The organism is Campylobacter sp. RM12640, from assembly GCF_020137595.1.
GTDB lineage: Bacteria > Campylobacterota > Campylobacteria > Campylobacterales > Campylobacteraceae > Campylobacter_E.
On record NZ_JACGAU010000005.1, the window covers coordinates 42,831 to 66,782 of the forward strand.

Annotated in this window: 21 protein-coding genes and 7 tRNA genes; 11 read left to right on the forward strand and 17 right to left on the reverse strand. The window is 28.9% G+C overall.

The annotated features are described in order from the left end of the window. Position 1 precedes the first annotated feature (1 nt). From nrfD to phsA, 3 genes are read right to left on the reverse strand one after another with little or no spacing between them, the layout of a single operon-like run. Positions 2 to 964, reverse strand: a complete 963-nt coding sequence (gene nrfD / locus AVBRAN12640_RS02770; RefSeq protein WP_336608708.1) for an NrfD/PsrC family molybdoenzyme membrane anchor subunit — start codon at positions 962 to 964, stop codon at positions 2 to 4. After that, positions 957 to 1,523 carry a 4Fe-4S dicluster domain-containing protein gene (locus AVBRAN12640_RS02775; RefSeq protein ID WP_336608709.1) on the reverse strand — a complete coding sequence of 189 codons (567 nt, stop codon included), beginning with the start codon at positions 1,521 to 1,523 and terminating at the stop codon, positions 957 to 959. The genes nrfD and AVBRAN12640_RS02775 overlap by 8 nt, the downstream gene beginning before the upstream one ends. Before the next feature lie 2 nt (positions 1,524 to 1,525). After that, positions 1,526 to 3,784 (reverse strand): thiosulfate reductase PhsA, encoded by a 2,259-nt coding sequence (gene phsA / locus AVBRAN12640_RS02780; protein WP_336608710.1) that lies wholly within the window; start codon positions 3,782 to 3,784, stop codon positions 1,526 to 1,528. A gap of 223 nt (positions 3,785 to 4,007) precedes the next feature. Between phsA and AVBRAN12640_RS02785 the strand changes: the two genes are divergently transcribed. The 6 genes from AVBRAN12640_RS02785 (at position 4,008) to AVBRAN12640_RS02810 (ending at position 6,851) form a co-directional block, all read left to right on the forward strand. Continuing rightward, positions 4,008 to 4,083, forward strand: a tRNA-Lys gene (locus AVBRAN12640_RS02785). Between the two features lie 8 nt (positions 4,084 to 4,091). Then, a tRNA-Val gene (locus AVBRAN12640_RS02790) sits at positions 4,092 to 4,167 on the forward strand. A 16-nt stretch (positions 4,168 to 4,183) separates the two neighbouring features. Then, positions 4,184 to 4,260: transfer RNA gene (locus AVBRAN12640_RS02795), tRNA-Asp, on the forward strand. Between the two features lie 108 nt (positions 4,261 to 4,368). Further along, on the forward strand, positions 4,369 to 5,757 hold the full coding sequence (locus AVBRAN12640_RS02800) for a cation:dicarboxylate symporter family transporter (protein ID WP_214150085.1): 1,389 nt from the start codon (positions 4,369 to 4,371) through the stop codon (positions 5,755 to 5,757). Continuing rightward, positions 5,744 to 6,049 (forward strand): thioredoxin family protein, encoded by a 306-nt coding sequence (locus AVBRAN12640_RS02805; protein WP_336608711.1) that lies wholly within the window; start codon positions 5,744 to 5,746, stop codon positions 6,047 to 6,049. The genes AVBRAN12640_RS02800 and AVBRAN12640_RS02805 overlap by 14 nt, the downstream gene beginning before the upstream one ends. 1 nt (position 6,050) lies before the next feature. Further along, positions 6,051 to 6,851, forward strand: a complete 801-nt coding sequence (locus tag AVBRAN12640_RS02810) for a hypothetical protein (RefSeq protein ID WP_336608712.1) — start codon at positions 6,051 to 6,053, stop codon at positions 6,849 to 6,851. Here the strand turns inward: AVBRAN12640_RS02810 and AVBRAN12640_RS02815 are convergent. From AVBRAN12640_RS02815 to AVBRAN12640_RS02850, 8 genes are all read right to left on the reverse strand, one after another. Continuing rightward, positions 6,846 to 7,442 carry a peroxiredoxin gene (locus AVBRAN12640_RS02815; RefSeq protein ID WP_336608713.1) on the reverse strand — a complete coding sequence of 199 codons (597 nt, stop codon included), beginning with the start codon at positions 7,440 to 7,442 and terminating at the stop codon, positions 6,846 to 6,848. The genes AVBRAN12640_RS02810 and AVBRAN12640_RS02815 overlap by 6 nt on opposite strands. 1,262 nt (positions 7,443 to 8,704) lie before the next feature. Beyond that, positions 8,705 to 9,517: a hypothetical protein gene (locus AVBRAN12640_RS02820; protein ID WP_336608637.1), complete on the reverse strand. Its 813-nt coding sequence runs from the start codon at positions 9,515 to 9,517 to the stop codon at positions 8,705 to 8,707. A 41-nt stretch (positions 9,518 to 9,558) separates the two neighbouring features. Then, positions 9,559 to 10,374, reverse strand: a complete 816-nt coding sequence (locus AVBRAN12640_RS02825) for a hypothetical protein (protein WP_336608636.1) — start codon at positions 10,372 to 10,374, stop codon at positions 9,559 to 9,561. 66 nt (positions 10,375 to 10,440) lie between these two features. Further along, the gene (locus tag AVBRAN12640_RS02830) at positions 10,441 to 10,815 is read right to left on the reverse strand and encodes a hypothetical protein (RefSeq protein ID WP_336608635.1); all 375 of its coding nucleotides are present in this window, start codon (positions 10,813 to 10,815) and stop codon (positions 10,441 to 10,443) included. A gap of 138 nt (positions 10,816 to 10,953) precedes the next feature. Continuing rightward, positions 10,954 to 12,657: a dihydroxy-acid dehydratase gene (ilvD, locus tag AVBRAN12640_RS02835; RefSeq protein ID WP_214150049.1), complete on the reverse strand. Its 1,704-nt coding sequence runs from the start codon at positions 12,655 to 12,657 to the stop codon at positions 10,954 to 10,956. Between the two features lie 42 nt (positions 12,658 to 12,699). Then, on the reverse strand, positions 12,700 to 15,363 hold the full coding sequence (locus AVBRAN12640_RS02840; protein WP_214150050.1) for an EAL domain-containing protein: 2,664 nt from the start codon (positions 15,361 to 15,363) through the stop codon (positions 12,700 to 12,702). Further along, the gene (locus AVBRAN12640_RS02845; RefSeq protein ID WP_214116310.1) at positions 15,360 to 16,223 is read right to left on the reverse strand and encodes a cytochrome-c peroxidase; all 864 of its coding nucleotides are present in this window, start codon (positions 16,221 to 16,223) and stop codon (positions 15,360 to 15,362) included. Before AVBRAN12640_RS02845 ends, AVBRAN12640_RS02840 begins: the two co-directional genes overlap by 4 nt. Beyond that, positions 16,216 to 16,572 carry a transcriptional repressor gene (locus AVBRAN12640_RS02850; RefSeq protein ID WP_214116307.1) on the reverse strand — a complete coding sequence of 119 codons (357 nt, stop codon included), beginning with the start codon at positions 16,570 to 16,572 and terminating at the stop codon, positions 16,216 to 16,218. Before AVBRAN12640_RS02850 ends, AVBRAN12640_RS02845 begins: the two co-directional genes overlap by 8 nt. Before the next feature lie 121 nt (positions 16,573 to 16,693). Between AVBRAN12640_RS02850 and AVBRAN12640_RS02855 the strand changes: the two genes are divergently transcribed. The 4 genes from AVBRAN12640_RS02855 to AVBRAN12640_RS02870 are packed head-to-tail and all read left to right on the forward strand — an operon-like array spanning position 16,694 to position 20,882. Next, the gene (locus tag AVBRAN12640_RS02855; RefSeq protein WP_336608634.1) at positions 16,694 to 18,127 is read left to right on the forward strand and encodes a metal ABC transporter solute-binding protein, Zn/Mn family; all 1,434 of its coding nucleotides are present in this window, start codon (positions 16,694 to 16,696) and stop codon (positions 18,125 to 18,127) included. Beyond that, positions 18,090 to 19,373, forward strand: coding sequence for a hypothetical protein (locus AVBRAN12640_RS02860; protein ID WP_336608633.1), 1,284 nt, complete (start codon positions 18,090 to 18,092; stop codon positions 19,371 to 19,373). The genes AVBRAN12640_RS02855 and AVBRAN12640_RS02860 overlap by 38 nt, the downstream gene beginning before the upstream one ends. Next, entirely contained in the window at positions 19,370 to 20,095 is a 726-nt protein-coding gene (locus AVBRAN12640_RS02865; RefSeq protein ID WP_214116301.1) for a metal ABC transporter ATP-binding protein, read from the forward strand. Before AVBRAN12640_RS02860 ends, AVBRAN12640_RS02865 begins: the two co-directional genes overlap by 4 nt. Next, positions 20,076 to 20,882, forward strand: a complete 807-nt coding sequence (locus AVBRAN12640_RS02870) for a metal ABC transporter permease (protein ID WP_250325829.1) — start codon at positions 20,076 to 20,078, stop codon at positions 20,880 to 20,882. The genes AVBRAN12640_RS02865 and AVBRAN12640_RS02870 overlap by 20 nt, the downstream gene beginning before the upstream one ends. Positions 20,883 to 20,915: 33 nt before the next feature. On the opposite strand, the gene AVBRAN12640_RS02875 is transcribed toward AVBRAN12640_RS02870, so the two are convergent. Further along, entirely contained in the window at positions 20,916 to 21,731 is an 816-nt protein-coding gene (locus AVBRAN12640_RS02875) for a mechanosensitive ion channel family protein (protein WP_336608006.1), read from the reverse strand. A 95-nt stretch (positions 21,732 to 21,826) separates the two neighbouring features. Between AVBRAN12640_RS02875 and AVBRAN12640_RS02880 the strand changes: the two genes are divergently transcribed. Further along, the gene (locus AVBRAN12640_RS02880) at positions 21,827 to 22,402 is read left to right on the forward strand and encodes a DJ-1 family glyoxalase III (RefSeq protein ID WP_214119649.1); all 576 of its coding nucleotides are present in this window, start codon (positions 21,827 to 21,829) and stop codon (positions 22,400 to 22,402) included. 126 nt (positions 22,403 to 22,528) lie between these two features. On the opposite strand, the gene AVBRAN12640_RS02885 is transcribed toward AVBRAN12640_RS02880, so the two are convergent. From AVBRAN12640_RS02885 to AVBRAN12640_RS02905, 5 genes are all read right to left on the reverse strand, one after another. Further along, a tRNA-Ser gene (locus AVBRAN12640_RS02885) sits at positions 22,529 to 22,616 on the reverse strand. Between the two features lie 46 nt (positions 22,617 to 22,662). Next, positions 22,663 to 22,736 (reverse strand) — tRNA-Cys (locus AVBRAN12640_RS02890). Between the two features lie 3 nt (positions 22,737 to 22,739). After that, positions 22,740 to 22,827: transfer RNA gene (locus AVBRAN12640_RS02895), tRNA-Leu, on the reverse strand. Positions 22,828 to 22,843: 16 nt separating this feature from the next. Continuing rightward, positions 22,844 to 22,918, reverse strand: a tRNA-Gly gene (locus AVBRAN12640_RS02900). Between the two features lie 63 nt (positions 22,919 to 22,981). Beyond that, positions 22,982 to 23,878: a GGDEF domain-containing protein gene (locus AVBRAN12640_RS02905; RefSeq protein WP_214116278.1), complete on the reverse strand. Its 897-nt coding sequence runs from the start codon at positions 23,876 to 23,878 to the stop codon at positions 22,982 to 22,984. Between the last annotated feature and the right edge of the window lie 74 nt (positions 23,879 to 23,952).

Here is a 23,952-nt window from a genome sequence, read left to right on the forward strand (position 1 = left end):
TTTAGCTAATGCAAACTTGCCCTGCATAAACGATAAAAAATCTTAACATTATTACTCCAATTAGCACAGCAAGAGAGTTTATTATTATGAATGCAGGTTTATAGGCGTGGTTTTTAAGTGCGGTTAGGGCTATTAAAATAGGTAAAATAAGCCCCGTTCCTAACACGCCAAACCAAAATAATTTTGAATAAAACTCATGAGAAAAAATAGCCTTAAGCGATATTAAACTCTCGCCCCCACTATAATACATCCCTACAAAAAGTAAAAGCAAGATAGGAATTTCAAGCATTATTGCTCTTAAATCTAAAACCAATAAATATTTTATGTTTTCTTTATTTAAGTGAGCTTTAAAAAATAAAATTCCCACAAGTATATTTGCAGCTATTCCACAAGAAAACGCAGAAACCACAAAAAGCAATGGTAAAATAGGAGTATTCCATAAAGGGATTTTAGAAATCGCACTTAATAAAAATCCCGTATAAGCACCAACACATAAAGCCAAGAAAAGCAATACATATTCAATCATCTTTGCAAAATTAGCCATTTTTCTTATGGAATTTGTAATAGGAATTAAGAACCTAAAATAAAGCCCTATTTCACGCTCAAAAATGATTAATGCGTATAAAAATGCTAAAGGTGTATAAACTAATAAAAATAAAACACCTAAAGTCATAACCGAAGTAAAATTGTATTTTATTAGCAATAAATAAAATGTAAGTGGTTTGCCTAAATCAATTATCAAAAGCAAAAGCCCCAAGCTAATAGCAAGTGGAGAAATTAACGCTCCTGCTTTAATCGTAGCGTCCCAAATACTATTAGTATTATGTGTAAATCTATTAAATTTTACTATTAATGAAACCATCAAACACCCAGCACTAAGCCCTGCTAAAAACAAATATAGTGCAATAGGCCAAGGCCAATAAATCTCATTATATTGCATTAAGCTTCCTGCCATATTATTCATAGCGTCCTCCTTTTGTATTTTTTATAAAACCTAGTTTTGGTTTAGTGCCTAAATGAGCTTTAGGATATTCAACGCTTTTACTTGCTAAGACTTTATTGACTTCTGAATTGCTATCATTTATATCCCCAAAAATTAGCGCATCAGTAGGACATACGCTAACACAAGCAGGGGTTAAACCATCGCTTACTCTATTTGGATAACAAAAAGTGCATTTATCAATTGCTTTTGTGATAGGATTAAGAAATCTTGCATTATAAGGACAGGCTAATATGCAGTATTTGCAAGATACGCATAAATTTTCATTAATTAATGTTATTCCATTTGCTATTTTAAAACTAGCTCCCGTAGGACATACGCTTACACACGGGCTATCTTCGCACATTACACAACTTGCCCTTGTAAAATCTGTTTGAAGATTTGGAAAAACTCCATTCATTTTCGCATGAACTTGCACTCTAAAAACCCCACTTGGAATTTGATTTTCGTTTTTACAAGCTACGCTACAAGCCTGACAACCTATACATAAATTTTCATCGTGAATCATTACAAACTTTTTCATCTTTAAGCCCTTTTAATATCTACGCCTATATTTGTAACCATTGTGCTACAAACATAACCACTTCTTGAACCTAGCACTATGCTATCATTTGCACCTATTTCGTGAATGTTTTTAAGTGCTGGAGTGTTACGACCAAATCCGTGATAAATAAACAATGTATCAGGACGAATGCCTTGAGTTAGCATAAGTTTTACTTGGATTTTGCCAAATTCATTTTCTAAATATACTAAATCGCCATCTTTAAAGCCTAATTCTTTAGCCTTAGTTTCATTTATCCACACAGGACTTTCACTCATTAATTCATTTAAAATTGGGATATTTTGAGTATGAGCGTTTGTATGAATTGGAGTTTTGCCACTCGTTAGACAAAATTCATGATTTTTAAATACATCATAATCAGTTGTATTTAAACAGCCGTGAGTTGGGAATAAGTTTTCAACTTTTTCTATGAAAAGCTCTATTTTTTTACTAGGTGTCTTAAAACTAATTAGCGAACTAAGTTCGCCGTTACTATCAATTTTATCTTTAATTTGTGGATAAGTTTTAGCAAATTCTTTTATGGTTTTTGGCTCTCTTAAATAAAGACTAGGGACTTTATAAGTTACTATGCCATCTTTTTTAAGATTTGCTAGTAAATCTACATTGCCTTTAGCTTGCTGCATTCTATACTCATCTATTGTCGTATAAGTATAAAGCTCATCAATTTTCATCATACTTGCTAGTTTTCTAAAAATATCAAAACCACTTTTTGTATCGCCTATAACTTCTACGGCTTTATTTCTCATATAATAGCCATTTCCTATAGTTGCAATGCTCTCATCTCGCTCTAAATATGAGCTTTCTGGTAATACCACATCAGCTAAATTGCTAAAATCATTTAAATATATATCAATACTTACTATAAAATCTAGCTCATTTATAGCCTTTAAACTCTCATTTACATTTGCTACATTTACTAAGTGATTAAACCTAGTATTTACCCAAGCTTTAATAGGATATGGCTTTTTGCTAAGTATTGAAGGGGCAATATCCATTAAAACTCCGTGTTTTCTAGATACAAAATAGTTTTTATTTCCATCTTCACCTGCACCATCAATTCTAGGAGTGTTAGGAACCTTAAAAACATTGCTAGGATTATCAAGAGTAGGGAAAATATCTTCGCCTATGATTTTGTTTAAAGTATTTGTATTTTTGCTAGTGTGAATGCCACCTTTTTTCTCGTAATTTCCCATTAAAGCGTTTGCTATTGCAATAGCTCTTGTGCGTTGATATTCTGCATAAGTAGTAGTGGTTTTATGTCCCCAATCAATTACTACTTTAGGAGCAGCTTTATAGATTTCATCGGCAATTCGCTCAATAGTATCAGCACTAATTCCAGTGATACTTTCTTGCCATTTAGGGCTTGTATCTTTTACACTAGCTTTAAGTTCATCAAGTCCTATGCAATATTCATTTACAAATTCTTTATCATATTTTTCATCTCTTAGCCAAATATGAATTAATGCCATTAAAAACGCCACATCAGTTCCTGGCTTAATAGGTAGCCACTCATCAGCCTTAGCAGCAACTACGCTAAATCTAGGCTCAAGGACAAGTAGTTTTGTATCACTTGCAGCTGCAAATTTAGCTAGTTTTTTAGCATCACTTATTACTATACCTTCAAATAAATTATGTCCGAAATTTACAATATATTTTGCATTAGCAAAATCTCTTGATAAGCCGCCACCATAAGTATGCTCTAAAACCATATTATAAGTAATCGGACAGCTTGAATAATGTGAAAATATATTAGGACTGCCGTAAGCACAGGCAAAATTACTCATATGAGTGTGAGATTCTCCGGCTTTGCTTGTAAATATTACGCTACTAGCTCCGTGCTTTTCTTTTATTTCATTTAACTTTGTTGCAACTAGGTTTAAAGCTTCGTCCCAACTAGCTTCACGCCATTTGTTTTCCCCACGCTTACCTACACGAATTAAAGGCTTAATAAGGCGGTTTTTATCATATAATTGATTAATTCCTGCTCCACCCCTTGCACATACGCTAGTTTTATTTGTGCTAAATTTTGGATTACCATTAATAAATACACCTTTATTATCTTTAACGCTTATTTCAATAGGACAGCGAGTAGAACACATCTCGCAAACCGAAAAAACACTTTTTTTATCCCCGTTTGTAAAGGCATTAGCACTCAAAACTGGATTAATACAGGCTAATGAACCTAAAAATGCAGAGCCTTTTAAAAATTCCCTTCTTTGCATTAATACTCCTTAAAATACAAATACTTTCAAAGTATTTTATTAAATTATACTTAAAAATTTTAATTAAATTATAAAATTATAATATATTTTATTTTAAATTATCGGAATTTAAATTCTTTTTATTTTTTATGCCAAATTCTTGAATTAAAATATAATTTTTTAGATTTTTCTTGACAATTAAAAATTTTTTTTGTATTATTCAACCTTTCACAAATATTTTAATGTCTTGTTAGCTCAGCAGGTAGAGCATCTCACTTTTAATGAGGGGGCCGCTGGTTCGAATCCAGCACAGGACACCATCAATCTTGGTCGCTTAGCTCAGTTGGTAGAGCGCCACCCTTACAAGGTGGATGTCATAAGTTCGAGTCTTATAGCGACCACCATTTCTTAAACTAGGTTGCGGCGGTAGTTCAGCTGGTTAGAATATCGGCCTGTCACGCCGGAGGTCGCGGGTTCGAGCCCCGTCCGCCGCGCCATTTCCCTTTCTTTTAAAAATTTAAACAATAGTTCTCTCTTTTAATATTTTTATTTCTTAATTTATTTAGGATAAAATCTATCTCTTAAAAAAATATTAAAGGAGAATTATGAAAGATTTTTTCATTAACTTTTTTACACTTTCAGAGCCTTTATCAATTACTTTTGTATTAGTTTATTTAATATTATGCTTTTGGCTAAATCGTTTAGCATATACTATAAGTTTTGCAAAAAGAATGACATTGGCACTATTTTTAGGCGTTATTTTGGGTGTATTAGCTCAATATTTGGCAAATTATCCTGCAAATTCTAAAGAAATTTTATGGCTTGAGCAAACTAGAATTTGGTATTCTTTCGTTGTAAGTATTTTTATTAGCTTGTTAAAACTTATGATAGTTCCTATTGTATTTTTTGGAATTTCATCATCTTTATTAAAGCTTGAAGGTGGAATAAAAATTTCATCTATTCTTAGTAGAAGTATTTTTTGGCTTTTAATAACTACTGCAATTGCAAGTGCTATAGGTCTTAGTTTAGGTGTAATATTTAATCTAGGAAGTGATGTTGTAGTGCAAACTTCAAAAACTATAAAAGAAGCTAGAACCCTAAGCTCAATTTTATTAGGTTTAATGCCAAATAATATCATAGATTCTTTTGCAAACAATAATATTTTAGGAGTAATTTTAGTAGCATTTTTATTCACTCTTGGTGCAAGAAAAATAGGCACAAAAGAAGAAAATAAAGAAATATTTAGCACCTATAAAAACCTAGTAATTTTTATAAACAAAATTATTATGAATGTAATTACAAATATAATCCAACTAATGCCTTATGCTGTTGTTGCGATGATTGCAAATGTGCTAATAGCAAATGGAGTTGCAGCTATGAAAGAAGCTGGGTTATTTATAATATTAACTTATGCAAGTGGAATTTTAATGATTGTTGTATTTTCTATCATTTTAGCATTTCACGGCTTATCTCCTATGGTGTATTATAAAAAAGCGTTTGAAGTGCTATTATTAGCTTTTACTTCAAGAAGTTCAGCGGGTGTTTTACCGATTACCATTCGCACACTTCATACTAAATTAGGCGTTAGTGAAAACAATGCAAACTTCGTAGCAGGGCTGGGTGCTACTATAGGAATGAGTGGCTGTGCTGGGTATTATGTAGGGCTTGTGGCTGCGTTTATTATGCATAGTGCAGGGCTTAGCATTGATTTATCTAGTGCAGTTTTAATTATTATAATTACTCTTGTTGGGTCTTTAAGCATCGCAGGAATTCCTGGAATTTCAATTGTAGCAGCTTCTATTATGATTACAGGGCTTGGACTTGGAGATAAGTTTTATTTGCTAGGTGTGATTTTTGCAATTGACCCTATTATAGATATGGTAAGAACTATGAGCAATGTAAATGGTGCTATGATTGCAGCGATTGCGACTGATAGCGAGTTAAAAACATTAAATAAAAATGAATATAAGGATTTAAACAATGAAAGAGATTAATTATCAAGAATATTTAGATATTAAAGATAATGCAACTTGTGTTATAGCTTTTGGAGCACCTTGGTGTAGGGATTGTAAGATTGCTGAGCCGTTTTTGGTAGAGCTTAGTCAAAAATATACTAATATAAATTTTTACCATGTAAATGTTGATAAAGATGAAAATATAAGAGCTGATTTGAGTATTCGCCATATTCCTACGATACTTTTTTTAAAAAATGGAGAAGAAATGCATACAAGAGTGGTTGAGCCACACTCAATTTCTTTGATTGAAGAAGGCGTTTTAAAGCTTTAAAATGTTTAAAAATCCATCACTTAACAATGTGTTTTCACAGAATTTTGATGGATTTTATATATATTCTAAAAATAGCGAAATTGAAATTCTTTTAAAAGAATTAGCAAATAATCTAAGCAAAAATAATCTAGTTTTATATATTTGTAATACTGATACAAAAGGCTTAAATAAAAATATTTATCACATAGATATTTTTAATGATTTAGCGATTTTACAAGTTAAAAAATTGAAATATTTTGATTATATTTTCATTGAAAATTTATCATTTTTAAAAAATATAAATTTTCCAAAAAATGCAAAAATTATTGCAAACGGATTTTTAAAATCTGATTTAAGACATTTTAAGGGCAAAAAAACTAGATTTTTAAGATTTATATACACTCAAGATTTTATAAAAATATTTAATCAAAATTGTGAGTTTTTGTATAATTTCAAACCCAAAAATCATAGTATTTTTAGCCCAAATGAGATAGATTTTGATATAGATAAAGAAGTGGAATTTTATTTAAACTGCATTAAGCAAGGCTTTAGGTTTTATGATTTTAGAAAAAGTAGAAAAGATGAGATTTTTAAAGCACTTGGAAATGGCAATGTATCTTTTAATGAAATTCCATTCGCAAATAATATTAGCAAAAAATATTTTTATATAAATAATCACAAAATCAACAAAGACTTTATACCAAATAATACAAATAATATAAAAGTAAATTTTATAAGTAAGAAAACAGAAGTGAAAAAATCAATATTTAAAAAATTATTTAATTTTAAGTGGGCTAGGAAAATCCTAGCCTTTAAATTATAGTTTTTCGCTATTGTTAGCTAGGTAATCAGCAACACCTTTTGGATCAGCTTTCATACCTTTTTCGCCTTTATGCCAGCCAGCTGGACATACTTCACCATGCTCATTTGTAAATAGCATTGTATCTACCATTCTAATCATTTCATCAATATTTCTTCCTAATGGTAGGTCATTAATTACTGCGTGGCGAACTGTTCCATCAGCGTCTAATAAGAATGAACCTCTTAAAGCTACTGCTTCATCAAATAATACATCAAAACCACGAGCGATTTCTTTTGTAAGGTCTGCTACTAATGGAAATTGAACATTGCCAATACCGCCTTGATTTACTGGAGTGTTTTTCCAAGCAAAATGGCAGAATTCGTTATCACCACTAATTCCGATTACATTAATTCCTCTATCTTGGAAATCTTTAAATCTTTTATCAAATGCGATAATTTCACTTGGACATACAAACGTAAAATCTTTTGGATAAAAGAATACTACTGTTCCTTTTTTACCCATATTTTTGTATAGATTAAAATTGTTATCTATTGTATTGTTTCCTAATACAGCTGTAGCTGTAAAATCTGGTGCTTTTTTTGTAACTAACATAATTTGTCTCCTTATTAATAATTTTTATTTGTTAAAAAATTATAAATGTTAAAAGTTAATAGAAATGTTAATCATACAAAAATTATCCTAAAATAATTTAAATCAAGATTTTAAGTAATTTTATAAAAATTATAAATTAGTATTAGTTTTAAAAATTATTTATTTTAAATAACTATTTAAAATATTTTTAATAAAAATTAATTTATAATATGATTTGCTTTTTGCCTTAGGCTTGTTAGGGTGGAAAGGTGGTAATATGGGAGAAACAATTATTTTAATCGTTTTAATCATAGCATTACTTAGAACCTTAAAAAAGTTCTAAGTAACCATTCTTAAACATCTTAAACAAATTATAGTAAAGCACGGCTTAGCCTAAGCTTAAAGCAATTCACCTAACCCTAGCAAATTAGCCGTGTTTTGCTAGGGTTTATAAATAGTATAATAATAAGAATAATCTATAATTAAAATTGTTTTTTTATGTTTTTTCATTTATTTGTCCTTTCTTATACTTAATATAACTAAAAGCTAAAAGTCGTTTTAGTGCCGTAAAAGTGGTAATTTCTAAAATAAAAAACACCATAAAATGTTTTGTTTAAAATATTTTTAATAAAAATTAATTTATAATATGATTTGCTTTTTGCCTTAGGCTTGTTAGGGTGGAAAGGTGGTAATATGGGAGAAACAATTATTTTAATCGTTTTAATCATAGCTTTACTAAGAACTTTAAAAAAGTTCTAAGTAAAACACTTTCAAAAAACCTTAAATAAATTATAGTGAAGCACGGCTTAGCCTAAGCTTAAAGCAATTCACCTAACCCTAGCAAATTAGCCGTGTTTTGCTAGGGTTTATAAATAGTATAATAATAAGAATAATCTATAATTAAAATTGTTTTTTTATGTTTTTTCATTTATTTGTCCTTTCTTATACTTAATATAACTAAAAGCTAAAAGTCGTTTTAGTGCCGTAAAGTGGTTATTTCCAAAACGGAAAATACCATAAAAATATTATTTAAAATGTTTTTAATAAAAATTAATTTATAATATGATTTGCTTTTTGCCTTAGGCTTGTTAGGGTGGAAAGGTGGTAATATGGGAGAAACAATTATTTTAATCGTTTTAATCATAGCTTTACTAAGAACTTTAAAAAAGTTCTAGTAAAGCAACTAACTTAACAACTTAACAAAAATTATAGTAAAGCACGGCTTAGCCTAAGCTTAAAGCAATTCACCTAACCCTAGCAAATTAGCCGTGTTTTGCTAGGGTTTACACATATTTAAGTAATTTTATTCCGATTACAAAATAATCAATCACTAAACCTAAAGCTAATAATACAAATGGGCTTATATATACTAATGCCTTATGCTTATATTTTACGCATAGAACTACGCCTACAATTAGCCCTAAAAAACTTACTAGATAGTTTAAAACAAATGCCTTTAAGGTGTAATAATTAAAGCTTTCTATATCGCCTACATTTACACTAAGTCCTAAGGCTTTGTCCGTTGCTATTATTTCATTTTTTGCATTTTTATTTAATTCATATTCGTTAAAATGAGATTTTATAAAGATATTAAATACTATTTCATCATAGCTTGAGTTCATCTTTAAAGCCTTATTATAATCCCTTGCATATTCATTTAGCCAAGAGTTTTTTATATTACTAGCATTTAATACTGCATAATAGCTTTGTAATTCCGATTTTAAATTATCATAAAGCCTACTACCCCTATGATAAACAAAATCGTTAAAGTCTTCTAGTTTTTCTCTTTTATAGGCTTTGCTTTCTAAATCATCTAAATAGTTGAGATAAGCTTTTGAATTAATTCTATAGTGTTTATAAAAATTATCATCTTCACTATAAGTATCCGATATATCAATCATTTTTGATATATCGTTTTGCACTGCATTTGCGTATTCACTTATGTTTTTATAATTTTTTCCATAATCTTTATAATGTTGAATGATATTATTTTTCTTATTCTCGCTCCAATTTGTAGGTAATTGATTATAAAGTTCATTAAAGTTACTAGCCAATAAACTATTTAATACCATTATTAAAAAAACTATATATTTCATTAAAACTCCTTTTGCTATATATTAGCAAAAGGAGTTTTAAATTAAGCATAAGGCATTTTTCTATACATTTCTAAAGTATTATTAGGCGTTGCATTAGTTTTACGATAATCTTCATAATCATATTTAAACTCAAGTGGCTTAGTAGATATATTAAAGCTTTTTTTGATTACTTCAGCATTTTCTTTATGTGGATATAAAATAGAGTTTATGTTGATATTAATATGCTCGTTTAGGTTTGTTAAATCTTGTTGCATTCTTTTTACATTCATACCAAACGCACTCGTATTAGGTGTTAGTCTTACTATATTTTCATATTGTTGTTTAAGTCTTGTTCCTGTATCTCCTTGAATATTATTTAAAAGTGCTATTATTTTATTATTAATATCATCTTTATTTGTAGCAACTCCAAACATATGTGCTAATTTATTAAGTCCTTCTCCACTCCAACCATATAAAGCTACCGTATCAATTGCGTCTGCTACTAATCTTATATCTTGCTTGATTTGAGAATAATTTATCATTTGATTATAGGTTTTCTCTCCTGCAGTTTTACCTAAACTATCAGTAAAATAATTCATCAAGCTTTTAGCATTAGCAGTATTAGGAACGCCTCGTAATTGTGATAGTTTTTGCTCTAGTTGAGTTTTTTGTTGCTCTTTTTCTGTGGTATCTGCTTGATTTCTTTTCATAATTCCAATTTCTTGATTAATATTTTTTAAATCTTTTTCTAATTGTTCTTTCATAGCATTAGCTTGTCCGATTTGCGTTAATACATTTGAATAATCACTCCCACCATTTGCACCATTGCCACTATTTTTAACATACGGATTAGCTCCATCAAATTGCACTTTATACATTCGCATAATGCTAGGTTTGTGTTTATTTAATAAGCTTATTTCTCTTTCGTATGCACTAGTGTCAAATCATTGTTGTTTAGCGTCTAAATATTTTAAATAAAGACCATTATAATATCCATCAAAAGCATCTTCTCCTTGTTTGCCACTCTTTTGTGAGTATTCATTCACATTTGAATATAAGCTTTTTATTGTTTCTTCTTCATTAAATCTACTTTTTGCTACATTTGTAGCAAAATTAGTCTGTCTTGCATTCGCCCATAAATTACTAGCACTTGCGTTACTATGATTAATATCTGCTTGATATTTTTTAGGCATAAAATAAGAAGTTATTTGACTTTGCTTTAGAGTTTCCATATTGTTTGCAGTTTTTATTTGCTCTTGTGCGATTTTTTCATCTTTAGTTTGCTTAGCTATATCTAAATCAATTGCACCTTTTTGCACTTCATTTGCTAGGTTTTCCGTGCCTAGCTTAATAAAATAAGAGATTTTTATTAATTTATTTAAAGTAAAAAAGCAATTTCAAATTCTACAAAAATTTCAAATACAAAACTAGGAATTTCCTTAAGAAATCCCTAAAAATTATTTCATTTCATTCAAACCATCAAGGTCTAAAACACCGCCGCTACTAGCATTGCTAACTAGCTTTTGATACATTCTAAGCCATCTTGAATTAAGCTCTTTTTTAATAGGCTTAAATTCCGCTCTTCTTCTAGCCATTTCTTCGTCATCAATTAATAGATTTATAGTGCATTTAATAGTGTCAATTTCTATTAAATCTCCATCTTTAATAAGCCCTATTTCGCCACCTTCAGCAGCTTCAGGCGAGCAATGTCCCACACTAAAACCACGAGTCGCCCCGCTAAATCTACCATCAGTAAGCAATGCAACCGACGCACCTAAGCCCCTACCCATAATAAGACTTGTTGGGCTTAACATTTCTTGCATTCCAGGACCACCTTTTGGACCTTCATAGCGAATTACTACACAATCTCCAGCAACCACTTTTCCACTGCTAATCCCTGCTATTGCTTCATTTTGAGAATTAAAGCAAACACATTTACCACGGAAAACCTTATCACCAACGATACCGGCTACCTTTATTACCGCACCTTCTCTTGCGATATTGCCAAATAATACACATAATCCGCCACGCTCAGAATATGGATTATTTAAAGTTTTTATAGCTTTTCCATCAGGATTACTATCCTTAATCAGTTCTCCTATGCTATCTCCACTAATAGTAAGTGCATCTTTGCTAAAGAATTTACTTTTTTTACTAACTTCATTCATTATTGCATATATTCCACCGCTACTTCCTACATCTTGCATATGAGTTCCTGGTAGACTTGGGCTAACCTTAGCTATATGTGGTGTATCTTGAGCAATTTCGTGCATTAATTTTAAATCAATCTCATCAGCATAAGCTTCTTTTGCAATTGCTAAAGTATGTAAAATTGTATTCGTGCTACCGCCCATTGCCATATCACAAACAAGAGCATTTTTTAAACTCTTATTATTTAAAATATTTCTAATTTTGTATTTTTCGCTTAGCTCTTCGCTCTTTGCAATCTCGCAAATTCTTCTTGCAGCACTTCTTAATAATTCTTCTCTTTCAGAAGTTAAAGCTAAAATAGTTCCATTTCCCTTAAGTGCAATACCAAGGCTTTCCATTAAAGAATTCATTGAATTTGCAGTAAACATTCCACTGCAACTTCCAGCTCCAGGACATGCAGCACATTCAATTTCTTTTAATTTCGCTTCATCAATTTTACCAACTTCGTATTCGCCAACCGCTTCAAACGCTGTATTTAAGTCAATTTGAGAACCATCTTTAAGCTTACCTGCAGCCATCGCTCCACCACTTACAAAAATAGTAGGCACATTCACTCTTAAAGCCCCCATAATCATACCTGGAGTAATTTTATCACAGTTTGGAATAGCTATCATTGCATCTAGGCTATGTGCGTTCATAACCGTCTCAACACTACTTGCTATTAATTCGCGACTTGGCAACGAATAAAGCATTCCACTATGTCCCATAGCAATACCATCATCAACACCAATGCAGTTAAACTCAAATGGCACACAGCCGTTTTTGCGTATTTCATCTTTGATAATTTCAGCATATTTGTTTAGATAAAAATGCCCTGGAATAATCTCTATAAAACTATTACAAACCCCAATAAATGGCTTTGCAAAATCTTCATCTTTTAGCCCAACGGCTCTTAATAATGACCTACTTGGTGCCTTTGTATAACCTTTTTTAATAGTATCACTTCTCATTATTGCTCCTTTTAATAGATTTTCAAATTCCTATTTTAAATTCTAAATAAAAATATTATGTGGTTCTTCAGGTTTGCTTAGCTCATACCCTTGAGATTTTTCTATTCCGTAATCTTGAACTATTTTTAAAATTTCTTGATTTTTTACAAACTCAGCTACAACTTCATAACCTTGCTTATGAGCAAATCCTACTAGAGTTTCAAGAACGGTTCTAGCATTATTATCAATTACTAAACTTTCAATAATTGAGCCATCAATTTTTAAGTAATCAAACTTAATTTTTAATAATCTATAAAAGTTTGAATATCCACTACCAAAATCATCTATTGCTATCTTGCAACCCCTAAATGAAATTGATTTTAAGAAATTTGATAAATCATCATATTTATCAATACTTTCGCTTTCTAATATCTCAACACATAAAGCTTCTGGGCGAGAGCATTTTTCTAATCTATTTTCAAATACATCTCTAGTTTCTTTATTGATAATATCAGAGTTAGCTAGGTTTATACTAAAATTCGCATTAGGATATTGCTCTATCAAATCAAAAACCTTATTAATTACTACTTCTTGAATATCTTTATAAAGACCCACTTTTCTTGCTACATCTAAGAAAAGTCCCGGTGAGACTATATTATTATGCTCATCTCTTAACCTTACTAACACTTCATAATAAGAAACTTCTTTTGTAATAGAATTATGCACACCTTGACAAACCACAAATATTTTATCATTTTCTAAAGCATATCTTATCTGACCTACTACTCTTTGTTGCTCTGCGTGTTGTTTTTCTATACTTAAACCTTCTTTATAAACACAATAAGGCTCTTTTGTTTTAATAGTCTCATAACTTGCTAAGATTGCTTGTGCAAGTCTATTAATAATCTCTTGATTTGACTTTCTAATATCACGCTCACTTGAAATTCCGATATTTAATTCTAAGTCTTTAAGTTCCATACCAGAATTTATTTTTAACTCAAATTTATTTTTTTTACCCCTTGTAGAGTTCATTGTTTGGGTTTTAAAATGATTTTGTATCAAATCAGCTGCTGCCATAGCTTCTTCGTGGTTTTTATAAACTATACAAAACTCATCTAGTTGCAAATGATAAATACTAGTGCTTTTTAATACCTCATCGTTATTTTTCACATTTAAAGCATTTTTTAAAGAATTTGCAAAAACTTTTATAATCTCATCAATCATAATAGTTGAATAATTCAGCCTTAAATCATTGAAATTATCAATTTTTAAATATAAGAAAATATTATTTTTATTAGCTTTATCGTCTTTTAATTCCCTATCTTGTAAAGCCTGTAAAGATAATAAACCTGTTAAGCTATCTGTATCTAATTTCTTTTGCATATTATCAAGCTTGGTTTTATAATCTTTAATTTGTAAGATTTTTTTAGTTACATCAACTTTATTAATCAGCTCAATATTATCACCTAAATTTTTTCTAAATACAGAGAAAAATCTAGTTTCTTTTCTACTTGTAATATCATTTTCATTATAAGCTTGGATTTTGCTATGACTTTCTTGAATTAGCGTTCCATAATCAAACCCTTTAGCACTATCAGTCAAATCAATAATTCCATCTAATGAATCATAAAAATTCACCGCTTGTGCTTTTCTTATACTTTCACTTTGTTCGGTTGGTGCATGAACATTGAATGTAAAAGTATCATTTACATATTCAGCATATAAATTCTTTTTATTTTTTGTATTTATTAAAACTTGTTGAATTGGAGAATTTAAAAATGCTTTATATAAAATATTTAATGCACTTGTTAAATCTAGGCTATATTTAAAAATAATAAAAGTAGTAAATATTAATAAAACTGCAAAAATTGCACCAACTAAAACTAATTGGTCATTTGTCTTTTCTAAATGCTCAATTTTACTTAAAACTTGCAATTTTAATTGAGTTAAAATATTTTCAAAATCTGTGAAATTTTTAATTTCATTTTTTTCTTCGTGAAGTTTTTTCACTCCATCTAATAATTTTCTACTTAATATTAAATATGTTTTTTCATCATCAATAGTTGATATTTTATCTTCTAAAAGCTCTATATATTCTTTATCTTTATCTAATTTGGTTTTTGCATAATTTTGTTTTAATTCAATTAATTGTGTTTTATAATCAATAATTTGTTTTGTATTATTTTCTATTAATGAGTCTAAAAACTCAATATATCCTTTTATTGAACTCACGCTAATTTTAGTAGCAAATATATACTCTAAAACATTTTGTTTTACATCAACCAATTTTGATTGAGAATAAAGCACATTAAAGCTTTTAAAATCACTTCCGCTAGTCCCTAATAAACTATTAAAATCTTTTATATATTGTTTTAATTTTTCTATACTACTTTTAATTTTTTCTTCTTCATTAGCATTTAATTGTTTATTGTTTTTAAGAATTTGAATTAACTCATTAGTTTTAACATCAATCTCACTTAACTTCTTGCCACTATTTTCAAAATTTGCATAAATACTTGGTCTTTCTATATTTAGCATTAATTCTTGATTGTCTAACATAATTTCGTGTATATGGTTGTTTATATCGTAATTAATATCTATTTGATGAAGTTTGGTAAAAAATATTCCAGTGCATACAAAAATGCCAACCATCATTGCAGCAATGAAAATCTGTAAAATCTTTTGAACAAATGTTTTTATTTCTATATTTTTATATTCTCTATTCATTTCTCTTCCAAAATCTTAGGTCTTTTTCCTTCAAGTGTTTTTAAAAATTCTATTATATCATCAACATCTTTATCTGGCATAACTATGCCTAATTGACAAGCAGACATAACTCTAACAATATCTTCTAAATTATTAAATGCTCCTTGATATGTATATGGTTGGGTAATTGTAATATTTCTTAAAGTAGGCACTTTTACTTTTTTATCTTCTAATTTACAGCCTTCTGAAAAGCTAGTATTTATATCAGCAATTATATTACTTCCAAAATTACTACCATTATGACACGACGAGCAGCCATAAAAATTAAATAATTTAAGTCCTCTTTTAGCATTATCACTTATAGCATTTTTATCTCCTTTTAAATACAAATCAAAAGGAGCATCAAGAGTTATTAAGGCTTTTTCAAATTCTACCAAAACACTTACTAAATTATCATAATTAGCGGCTAATCCTATTTCATTAAACCATCTTTGATATGTTACATTTAACTTAACCCAACTATTAAATTCATCAGGCGTAATATTCATATCGTCTTTTAATGTTTGTTTAATTTGCTCTCTTAAATCAGTAATATTTGCGTCTTTAAAAAATAAATTAGAATATACAATATTTAAAATTGTTGGTGGATTTGTTAAATTATCAGAATTTATACCAGAATTATTTGTCCCACTACCAGTAAGATTTAAATTATGACAGGTATTGCAAGATACTTTATTAGGACTTAAATTTACATCAAAATATAATCTTTTACCAACGGCAGCTAATTTTTTATCATAAGGTATGCTAGTTAAAGGTTTATATATATTCTCATCTGCAAAAGCAAAAACAATAAATACAATTAAAAATATAATCTTATTCATCATTGTCCTTGCATTCCTCACAAACTCCTTTTACCAAGACAGAATTAACTTTTAAATTATTAATTGTTGGAAACTCCAAATCTTTAGTATGATGACAAATATCACACACAAAAAGTGCATTATTACCTTTATTTATTTGATAATAACCCTTGCCATCTAAATCAATTTTATTTACCAATTTAGACTTTTGAAACTGCTCCATCGTCCTATAAAATGTAGTTTTATTTGCCTTAGTTTTAAATTCATCAAAACTCATAGGCTCTTTAGCAGCTAAAAGCTCATCTAATAATAAAATTCTAAGTTCTGTAATACCGATATCGTGCTTTTTTAATAATTTTACTGAATTCATCTCGTAAATAATAGCAAAAAAAATTAAAATTTAAACCTAATTTATTTTTTGCAACTAAGTTGCATTTAAGCAACAATTTACTACACTTGCAACTTTAAAACATTTATGAAAAGGAATTGCAATGAAAAAGATATTATTAAGTTCATTAGCTAGCGTGTATTTATTAGCTAATAATGTAGGAGTTAGCATATTACCACAAGTTGAAATTGTTAAAAAACTATTACCAAATGCAAATATTACAACTCTTATGCCAGCAGGAGCTGACCCACATACTTACGAGCCAAAACCAAAGCAAATGATGGAGCTTAGTAAGGCTAAAGTATTTTTAGGTATCGGGGTTGAAATTGAAGATATATGGCTTAAAAGACTTGCCGAAAATACCAATATAAAAATAATTCACACTGATAAAAATATTCAAAAAAATAATTATTCTCATAAAGAATTAAACGAGCACCATCACGAACATAATGATGATGTATATAATGGGATTTTTGATGATAATGATGTAAAAAATAGAGATTTAAGTGATTGGATTGGTAATTGGAAATCAATTTATCCTTACGCTAAAAATGGGGATTTAGATGAATATTACAAATTAAAATCAAATGCAAAAAAAGATAAAACTGAGCAAGAATATAAAGAATATTATCTAAATGGCTATAAAACCGATGTAGAAAGCATAATCATTACAAAAGATAGTATGGAATTTATACAAAATGGTATAAGTAAAAAATCAAATTATAAATATATTGGATACAAAATACTAACCTATGAATCAGGTAAAAAAGGTGTTAGATATTTATTTGAAGCTACCAATAAAGATGCAGCTTTTAAATATGTGCAATTTAGCGACCACAATATCGCTCCTACAGAAGATTTAGAACATTTTCATATATTTTTTGGCAACTCTAGTCAAGAAGAATTGCTAAAAGAAATGGATAATTGGCCAACTTATTATCCTAAAAATATGAGCGTAAAAGATATTAAAAAAGACTTAATTCATCACATAGGCTCAAATCATAAAGAAGAGCACCATCATCACGAGCATCATCACGAGCATTCAGGCTTAGATGTGCATATTTGGACTGACCCTATTTTATTAAAACAAATTGCACAAAATTCAGCTAATGCTTTAAAAGAAGCTTTTCCTAATGAAAGCAAAACAATTGATGAAAATCTAAAAAATTATGAAAAAGAATTAGATGAATTAAACTTAAAAATATATGATTTAACGAAAAATGTGAATGTAAAAGGTTTTATAAGTGCTCATCCATCGTGGGGATATTTTGCTAAAAGATATAATCTTGTTGAATATACTTTAGAATTTGAAGGTAAAGAAATAAAACCTAGTGAATTAGCAAAAATCATAGAAATTGCAAAAGATAAAAAAGCTTGCCTTGTTTTAAAAGCACCGCAATTTAATGATAAATTGGCAAAAACCATTCACAAGGAAAGTGGATTAAAATTAGTAGAAATTAATCAACTTTCTAATGAATTATCTAAGGAGCTTTTAAACTTTGCGAAAATTATTAACGATAATTGTTCTAAGCATTAATATATACGCTTGTGCTTTATGTGCTTTATATACGCCAACTGCTCATGTTAGCTTTAAAGGAAATTCCATTTCATGGGAATTTTCTTCTAATTTTTCACAAACACTATTAGACGGCTATGATTTAAATAATGACAAGAATTTAGATGAAAAAGAATTAGTAGCCGTTCGTGCTGCTTTGCTTGATTATTTACTACCTAGAGATTTTTTGACTACTTTAAAATATTATGATTTGCCATTCGGAGAAAGCAAAAAAATCAAATTTATTGTTAAAGATATTAAAGTAAGTTTTGATAAGGAGCTTTTTTTAGAATACTTTATAGATTATGATTTTATCCCTAAAATTGATAGAGTTTTAATGTTTTCGGTAGAGGATTTAGATGGATTTTTTAATTTTAAAATAAAAGAAAATACCTATAAAGTAGATGGTTTTAGCATTAATGAAAACATTAATCTAAATGCAGTTTATTATGAATTTCAAAAAGCAAATGTAATAGAAAAAATAGCTCAAAAAGTAGATGAAAAAGTAGAAAAATCAAAAGAATTTGAAACCAACACTTCAAAATCTTTTTATGATATTTTATTAGAAAAATTAGCAAAATTACAGAGCAAAATGCTTGAATTATTAAAAGACAATAGCATATATTTATATCCTATCGCACTAATTTATGGCTTTTTTCACGCTTTATTACCAAGTCACGGAAAAAGCATAACCGCAGCTTATTTTATGAACTCTAAGAAAAAAATATTATTTTTTAGTCTAAAAGTAGGTTTTATTCACTTAGTAAATGCCTTTATAATTGCTAGTTTTTTCTCTTTATTTAATCTTTTAAATCTTAATAAAATTTCAGGATTTTTAATAAGTTTCTTAGCACTTATTTTGCTTTATTTAAAACTAAAAAAACCACAAATTTCACAAATTGCAAAAACACCAAATAATATAAAAAGCTTTAGTGTGGCTAATGAGAATAGAATTTTAAATGTAGTAAATAAAGAAAAAGTTCTTGATAATTTTTTAGCATTTAGCATAGGTTTATTACCTTGTCCTGGACTTATTTTAGTAATTGGTTTTATAAGTAGCTTAGGTGCTAGAGCTTTTATAGCGGCTTTATTAATCGCATTAGGTATGAGTTTGGCTATATTTTTAAGTGCATTTATAATAACAAGATTTAAATTTAACTCAAAAATAGAGATTTTAAGCCTTGTATTTGTAATATGCGTTGGATTATTTATAGGATTTTTTGGATGATTGAAGTAAAAAATGTAAGCTTTTCTTACGATACGGAAGAGATTTTAAGCAATATTAGTTTTAATGTAGAAAAAAATGAATTCGTAGGAATTATAGGAGCAAACGGCGGTGGAAAAAGCACAACTTTAAAGCTTTTATTGGGTTTGTTAAAACCAAGTAAAGGCGAAATTATTATAAACACAAATAAATTAAGTTATGTCCCGCAAGTTGCTAATATAAATCCTAGTTTTCCTATCAATGTTTTAGATGTAGTTTTGATGGGAACTTTAAAAAGAAATTCATTCTTTTTTAATTCAAAACAAGATAAATTAAATGCACTTTTAGCACTTGAAAAATTGGGCTTAAAAGATTATGCAAATAAAAGATTTGCAAGTTTAAGTGGCGGGCAAAAGCAAAGAGTTTTAATAGCTAGAGCAATACTTAGTGGCTGTGAATTATTATTACTTGATGAGCCTACTGCTAGTATTGATGCAAAAGGACAAATAGAAGTGTTTGAATTATTAAAAAGCCTTAATAATCAAGGAATTAGCATAATTTGTGTTTGCCACGATATAGCTTTAATTTCTTCGTATGCAAATAAATTAATTCATATTAGCAAGACTGCACATTTACACAAAATCACAAAAGGTCTTGATAGCAACAAATTATTACACTTAGCAACGCATAAAAATAATTTATGCGAAGTTGATATATGGGAAAATTATGGAATATCTAAATTATAATTTTATTCAAAATGCAATTTTAGCAGCAGTTTTAGTAAGCATTGCTTGTGGGATTATAGGAGCGCTTGTTCTTACAAATCGCCTTGTAGCAATGGTAGGTGGTATCTCTCACGCAGCTTATGGTGGGCTTGGGATTTCGCTTTATTTTGGAGTTAGCACTATGCTTAGCACTTTAACCTTTGTTATTGCTTGTGCTGTTTTGATTGCATATTTATCAAGAAATTACAAAAACCAAGATGCTGTAATTGGTGTAGTATGGGCTTTTGGAATGAGTGTTGGGATATTGCTTAGCGATTTAAGTCCTAATTCAAATTCCATAGTTTTTAGCTATTTATTTGGAGCTATTTTGGCAGTTGAATTAAGTGATATTTATATTATGTTAAGTGCTGATATAGCTTTTATCATAATGGCTTTTGTATTTTATAGACAATTAATAGGAGTTAGCGTTGATAGTGAGTTTTGCAAGGCAAATGGTGTTAATGCAAATCTAATTTATTATATGCTAATAATTGCAGCCGCTATTTGTATAGTGATTAGTTTAAGAGTAGTTGGAATGGTTTTAATACTAGCTTTGCTCTGTATTCCTAGCTATATTTCTTCTATGTTTTGCACCAAGCTCTCATCTATGATGATTATTTCTGTATTATTATCGCTATTTTTTTGCTTAGGTGGATTAATTTTAAGTATTGCTTATGAATTAAGTAGCGGAGCTTGTATAATTTTACTTGCTTGTTTTTGCTTTATGATTGCTTATGTTTTAAGTTTTATTGTGAAAAAAAGAATTTGAAATAAGATAAAAATCTCATTTCAAATTCTAAAATTATTTTATAAATATCTTTGCAAGTGCTTCATTTACCTGCATTGAAGCTTTTTCGTAATTTTCATTTTTTACCCATAGTTGAATTGCTATTTCTATATTAGCATCATTTACATTTTTAACCCCTACATAAATTGCTGGATTTTTTAAAATTAATTCATTTTGACCCAATGCTGTTTCAACTTCTTTTCTAACATCACATAAGGTTGATGGGTCAATTACTTTAGAATAATCAATTCTTCTTGTTTTTTCACGAGAATAATTATAAATATTATCGCTTATAACTTTTGAGTTTGGAACTATTATATTTGTATTATCGTATGTTCTAAGCGTAACTGAAAACAAACATATATCAGATACAAATCCTTCTCCTGCACCAAATTTTACATAATCACCTATTTTAAAAGGTCTAAACACTACAACCAAAACACCCGCAGCTATATTTGATAAAGTTTCTTTAAATGCAAAAGATATAGCAAAAGATGTAGCTGTAAATAAAGCAACGAATGAAGTCGTATCAACACCAACATTATTAAGTGCTGCTAGAATTCCAACAACTAAAATTATAATTTTTACAAGCTTAACTAAGAAATTGGTTAAAGTCTCATCTGTGCTAATTTTAATTAAAGTAACTCTTAAAATTTTTCCTACAACTTTCATTAAAAACAATGCTAAAACAATAATAAGAATTGAACCTAAAATCTTAAAACCATATTTTAAGAAAAATCCTTCAAAATCAAAACCTGCACTTTGCAAATCAATTAGTTTATTCAGAGTTTCTGTGGTTGTGGCTTTTACATCTTGAATTGTTGTATCCATCAATATCCTTTTTAAAAAATTTGAAAATGAATATTAACAATTAATTACTTAATTTTAATTAATATTATTCTCTAATCTAATTAAAAGGAGTAAAAATGAAAAATATTTTAGTGCCTATGGCAAATGGAGCTGAAGATATTGAATTAATTAGCATTATTGATATTCTTCTAAGAGCGAAAAATTATGGAGCTAATATAAATGTAATTTGTGCTAGTTTAGATGATAATTTAGAAGTTACACTAGATACTGGTATGGTTTTAAAAGCTAAGGTAAAACTAAGCGAAGTTGATACTAAAAACATTGATGCAATTGCATTAGCAGGTGGTTTTGGTGGTATGACAAACCTTAAAAATAGTGAAAAAATCAAATCAATTTTACAAGATTTAAATTCTCAAAACAAATTAATAGCAGCAATTTGTGCTTCTCCAATAGTTTTAGCAAATGCTGGAGTTTTAAGTGATGAATTTACTTGCTATCCAGGTTGCGAAGAAGGAATTAAAGGAACAAGATTAAATGAGCCTGTAGTAGTTCGTAAAAACATAATCACAAGTGCTGGACCTATCACTTCATCTTATTTTGCACTTACAATAGTAAAAGAAATGGGATTTTTAGACCAATTTAATGGAATGCTTGATGGTTTATTAATAAATCAATTTGGAATTAAATTCTAATTAAAATATATTGAGTGTTTTTCAACACTCAATTAAAATATTTTCTTCTAACAAAGGAGCTAAAAAAGCTAGAACAAAATACTTTTTTAAAAAAATATAAAATGAAAAAGATTGTTAAAAATGAAGTGGCCGGGAGAAAGGGATTCGAACCCCTGGAGGCTTGCACCTCAACGGTTTTCAAGACCGCCGCTTTCGACCACTCAGCCATCTCCCGAAAAATTATCAAACAAGCGATAAAAGATTTTTTGCAAAAGCCTTATTGGAGGTGATACTCGGATTTGAACCGAGGATCAAGGCTTTGCAGGCCCATGCCTTACCGCTTGGCTATATCACCTTATGGTGCCCAGAGCCGGACTTGAACCGGCACGGTAAAAACTACCGAGGGATTTTAAGTCCCTTGCGTCTACCATTTCCGCCATCTGGGCAAAATATGTAAAATAATGGAGCGGGAAACGAGGTTCGAACTCGCGACCCCAACCTTGGCAAGGTTGTGCTCTACCACTGAGCTATTCCCGCACTTATGAAATAAAGACAGAATTATATATTTTTTTTCTTAAATTAAACTTAATTATAAAAAAATTATGAAACTTGTATATTTACACAATTTTTGCCGCTTTTTTTACCAAAATATAATTCTTGATCGGCAATTTTAAAATAATGCTCAAAACTATCTTTACAAGGATTTTTAATAAAAATACCACCAATTGTTATAGTTGGTTTTATGTTATATTTTTTCAATTCTTGTTTTGAAACTGAATTTTTTACTACATTCATATAGTATTCTGCTTCTTGATTGTTTTTCACATTTAATTTCACTACAAATTCTTCGCCACCCCATCTAGAAACAACGCCTTTAAGCCCTAACATTTCATACTGAATTGCTGATGCTACACTTTTTAAAACTATATCGCCTATATCATGACCATAAGTATCATTAATTCTTTTGAAATTATCTATATCACAAATTGCTATTAAAAGTGATTCATCTTTATTGAAGTTAGGAATTATCTTTTCTTCAAAGTATTTTCTATTAAAAAGACCTGTTAGAAAATCTCTATAAACCAAATAAGTTAAGTCGGATAATTTTTTATTTGAAGTAACCGTTGCAAGACCACCATAAATTAACATAAAAACAGAGCTTGAAAATGTATTGATATAGAAAAACAAATCTTGACTATTACTATATTCACCTACTAAATAATGTCTAAAATAATATAAACCATATATGCTAAAAAGCAAAAATAAACTTACTGATATTCTATAAAGCCACTTGCTAAAAAATGTAAATTGCAAGAAAAATAAGCACATCATAATAGTGCTAAATCCACTTTCAAACCCTAAATAATAAGAACCCATAATTTGGTGTAAAAATATTTCGGCAAATGCTACAAAAAACGCTGCTGTTATTTTGTCTTTTAAATAAAAGCAAATTGCTACAAAATAACTCGTTATTGAGTAAATATTAAAAATAGCCATAGGAAAAATACCATTAATTAAAAACAAAAAACAATAAACACAATGTGTAATAAATATAGAAACAAGTAGCCAAA

Coding starts and splice junctions, on each gene's coding strand:
- nrfD (WP_336608708.1), bottom strand. CDS start 964: ATGAATAATATGGCAGGAAGCTTAATGCAATATAATGAGATTTATTGG.
- AVBRAN12640_RS02775 (WP_336608709.1), bottom strand. CDS start 1,523: ATGAAAAAGTTTGTAATGATTCACGATGAAAATTTATGTATAGGTTGT.
- phsA (WP_336608710.1), bottom strand. CDS start 3,784: ATGCAAAGAAGGGAATTTTTAAAAGGCTCTGCATTTTTAGGTTCATTA.
- AVBRAN12640_RS02800 (WP_214150085.1), top strand. CDS start 4,369: ATGAAAGATTTTTTCATTAACTTTTTTACACTTTCAGAGCCTTTATCA.
- AVBRAN12640_RS02805 (WP_336608711.1), top strand. CDS start 5,744: ATGAAAGAGATTAATTATCAAGAATATTTAGATATTAAAGATAATGCA.
- AVBRAN12640_RS02810 (WP_336608712.1), top strand. CDS start 6,051: ATGTTTAAAAATCCATCACTTAACAATGTGTTTTCACAGAATTTTGAT.
- AVBRAN12640_RS02815 (WP_336608713.1), bottom strand. CDS start 7,442: ATGTTAGTTACAAAAAAAGCACCAGATTTTACAGCTACAGCTGTATTA.
- AVBRAN12640_RS02820 (WP_336608637.1), bottom strand. CDS start 9,517: ATGAAATATATAGTTTTTTTAATAATGGTATTAAATAGTTTATTGGCT.
- AVBRAN12640_RS02825 (WP_336608636.1), bottom strand. CDS start 10,374: ATGTATAAAGTGCAATTTGATGGAGCTAATCCGTATGTTAAAAATAGT.
- ilvD (WP_214150049.1), bottom strand. CDS start 12,657: ATGAGAAGTGATACTATTAAAAAAGGTTATACAAAGGCACCAAGTAGG.
- AVBRAN12640_RS02840 (WP_214150050.1), bottom strand. CDS start 15,363: ATGAATAGAGAATATAAAAATATAGAAATAAAAACATTTGTTCAAAAG.
- AVBRAN12640_RS02845 (WP_214116310.1), bottom strand. CDS start 16,223: ATGAATAAGATTATATTTTTAATTGTATTTATTGTTTTTGCTTTTGCA.
- AVBRAN12640_RS02850 (WP_214116307.1), bottom strand. CDS start 16,572: ATGAATTCAGTAAAATTATTAAAAAAGCACGATATCGGTATTACAGAA.
- AVBRAN12640_RS02855 (WP_336608634.1), top strand. CDS start 16,694: ATGAAAAAGATATTATTAAGTTCATTAGCTAGCGTGTATTTATTAGCT.
- AVBRAN12640_RS02865 (WP_214116301.1), top strand. CDS start 19,370: ATGATTGAAGTAAAAAATGTAAGCTTTTCTTACGATACGGAAGAGATT.
- AVBRAN12640_RS02870 (WP_250325829.1), top strand. CDS start 20,076: ATGGAATATCTAAATTATAATTTTATTCAAAATGCAATTTTAGCAGCA.
- AVBRAN12640_RS02875 (WP_336608006.1), bottom strand. CDS start 21,731: ATGGATACAACAATTCAAGATGTAAAAGCCACAACCACAGAAACTCTG.
- AVBRAN12640_RS02880 (WP_214119649.1), top strand. CDS start 21,827: ATGAAAAATATTTTAGTGCCTATGGCAAATGGAGCTGAAGATATTGAA.
- AVBRAN12640_RS02905 (WP_214116278.1), bottom strand. CDS start 23,878: ATGGCTATTTTTAATATTTACTCAATAACGAGTTATTTTGTAGCAATT.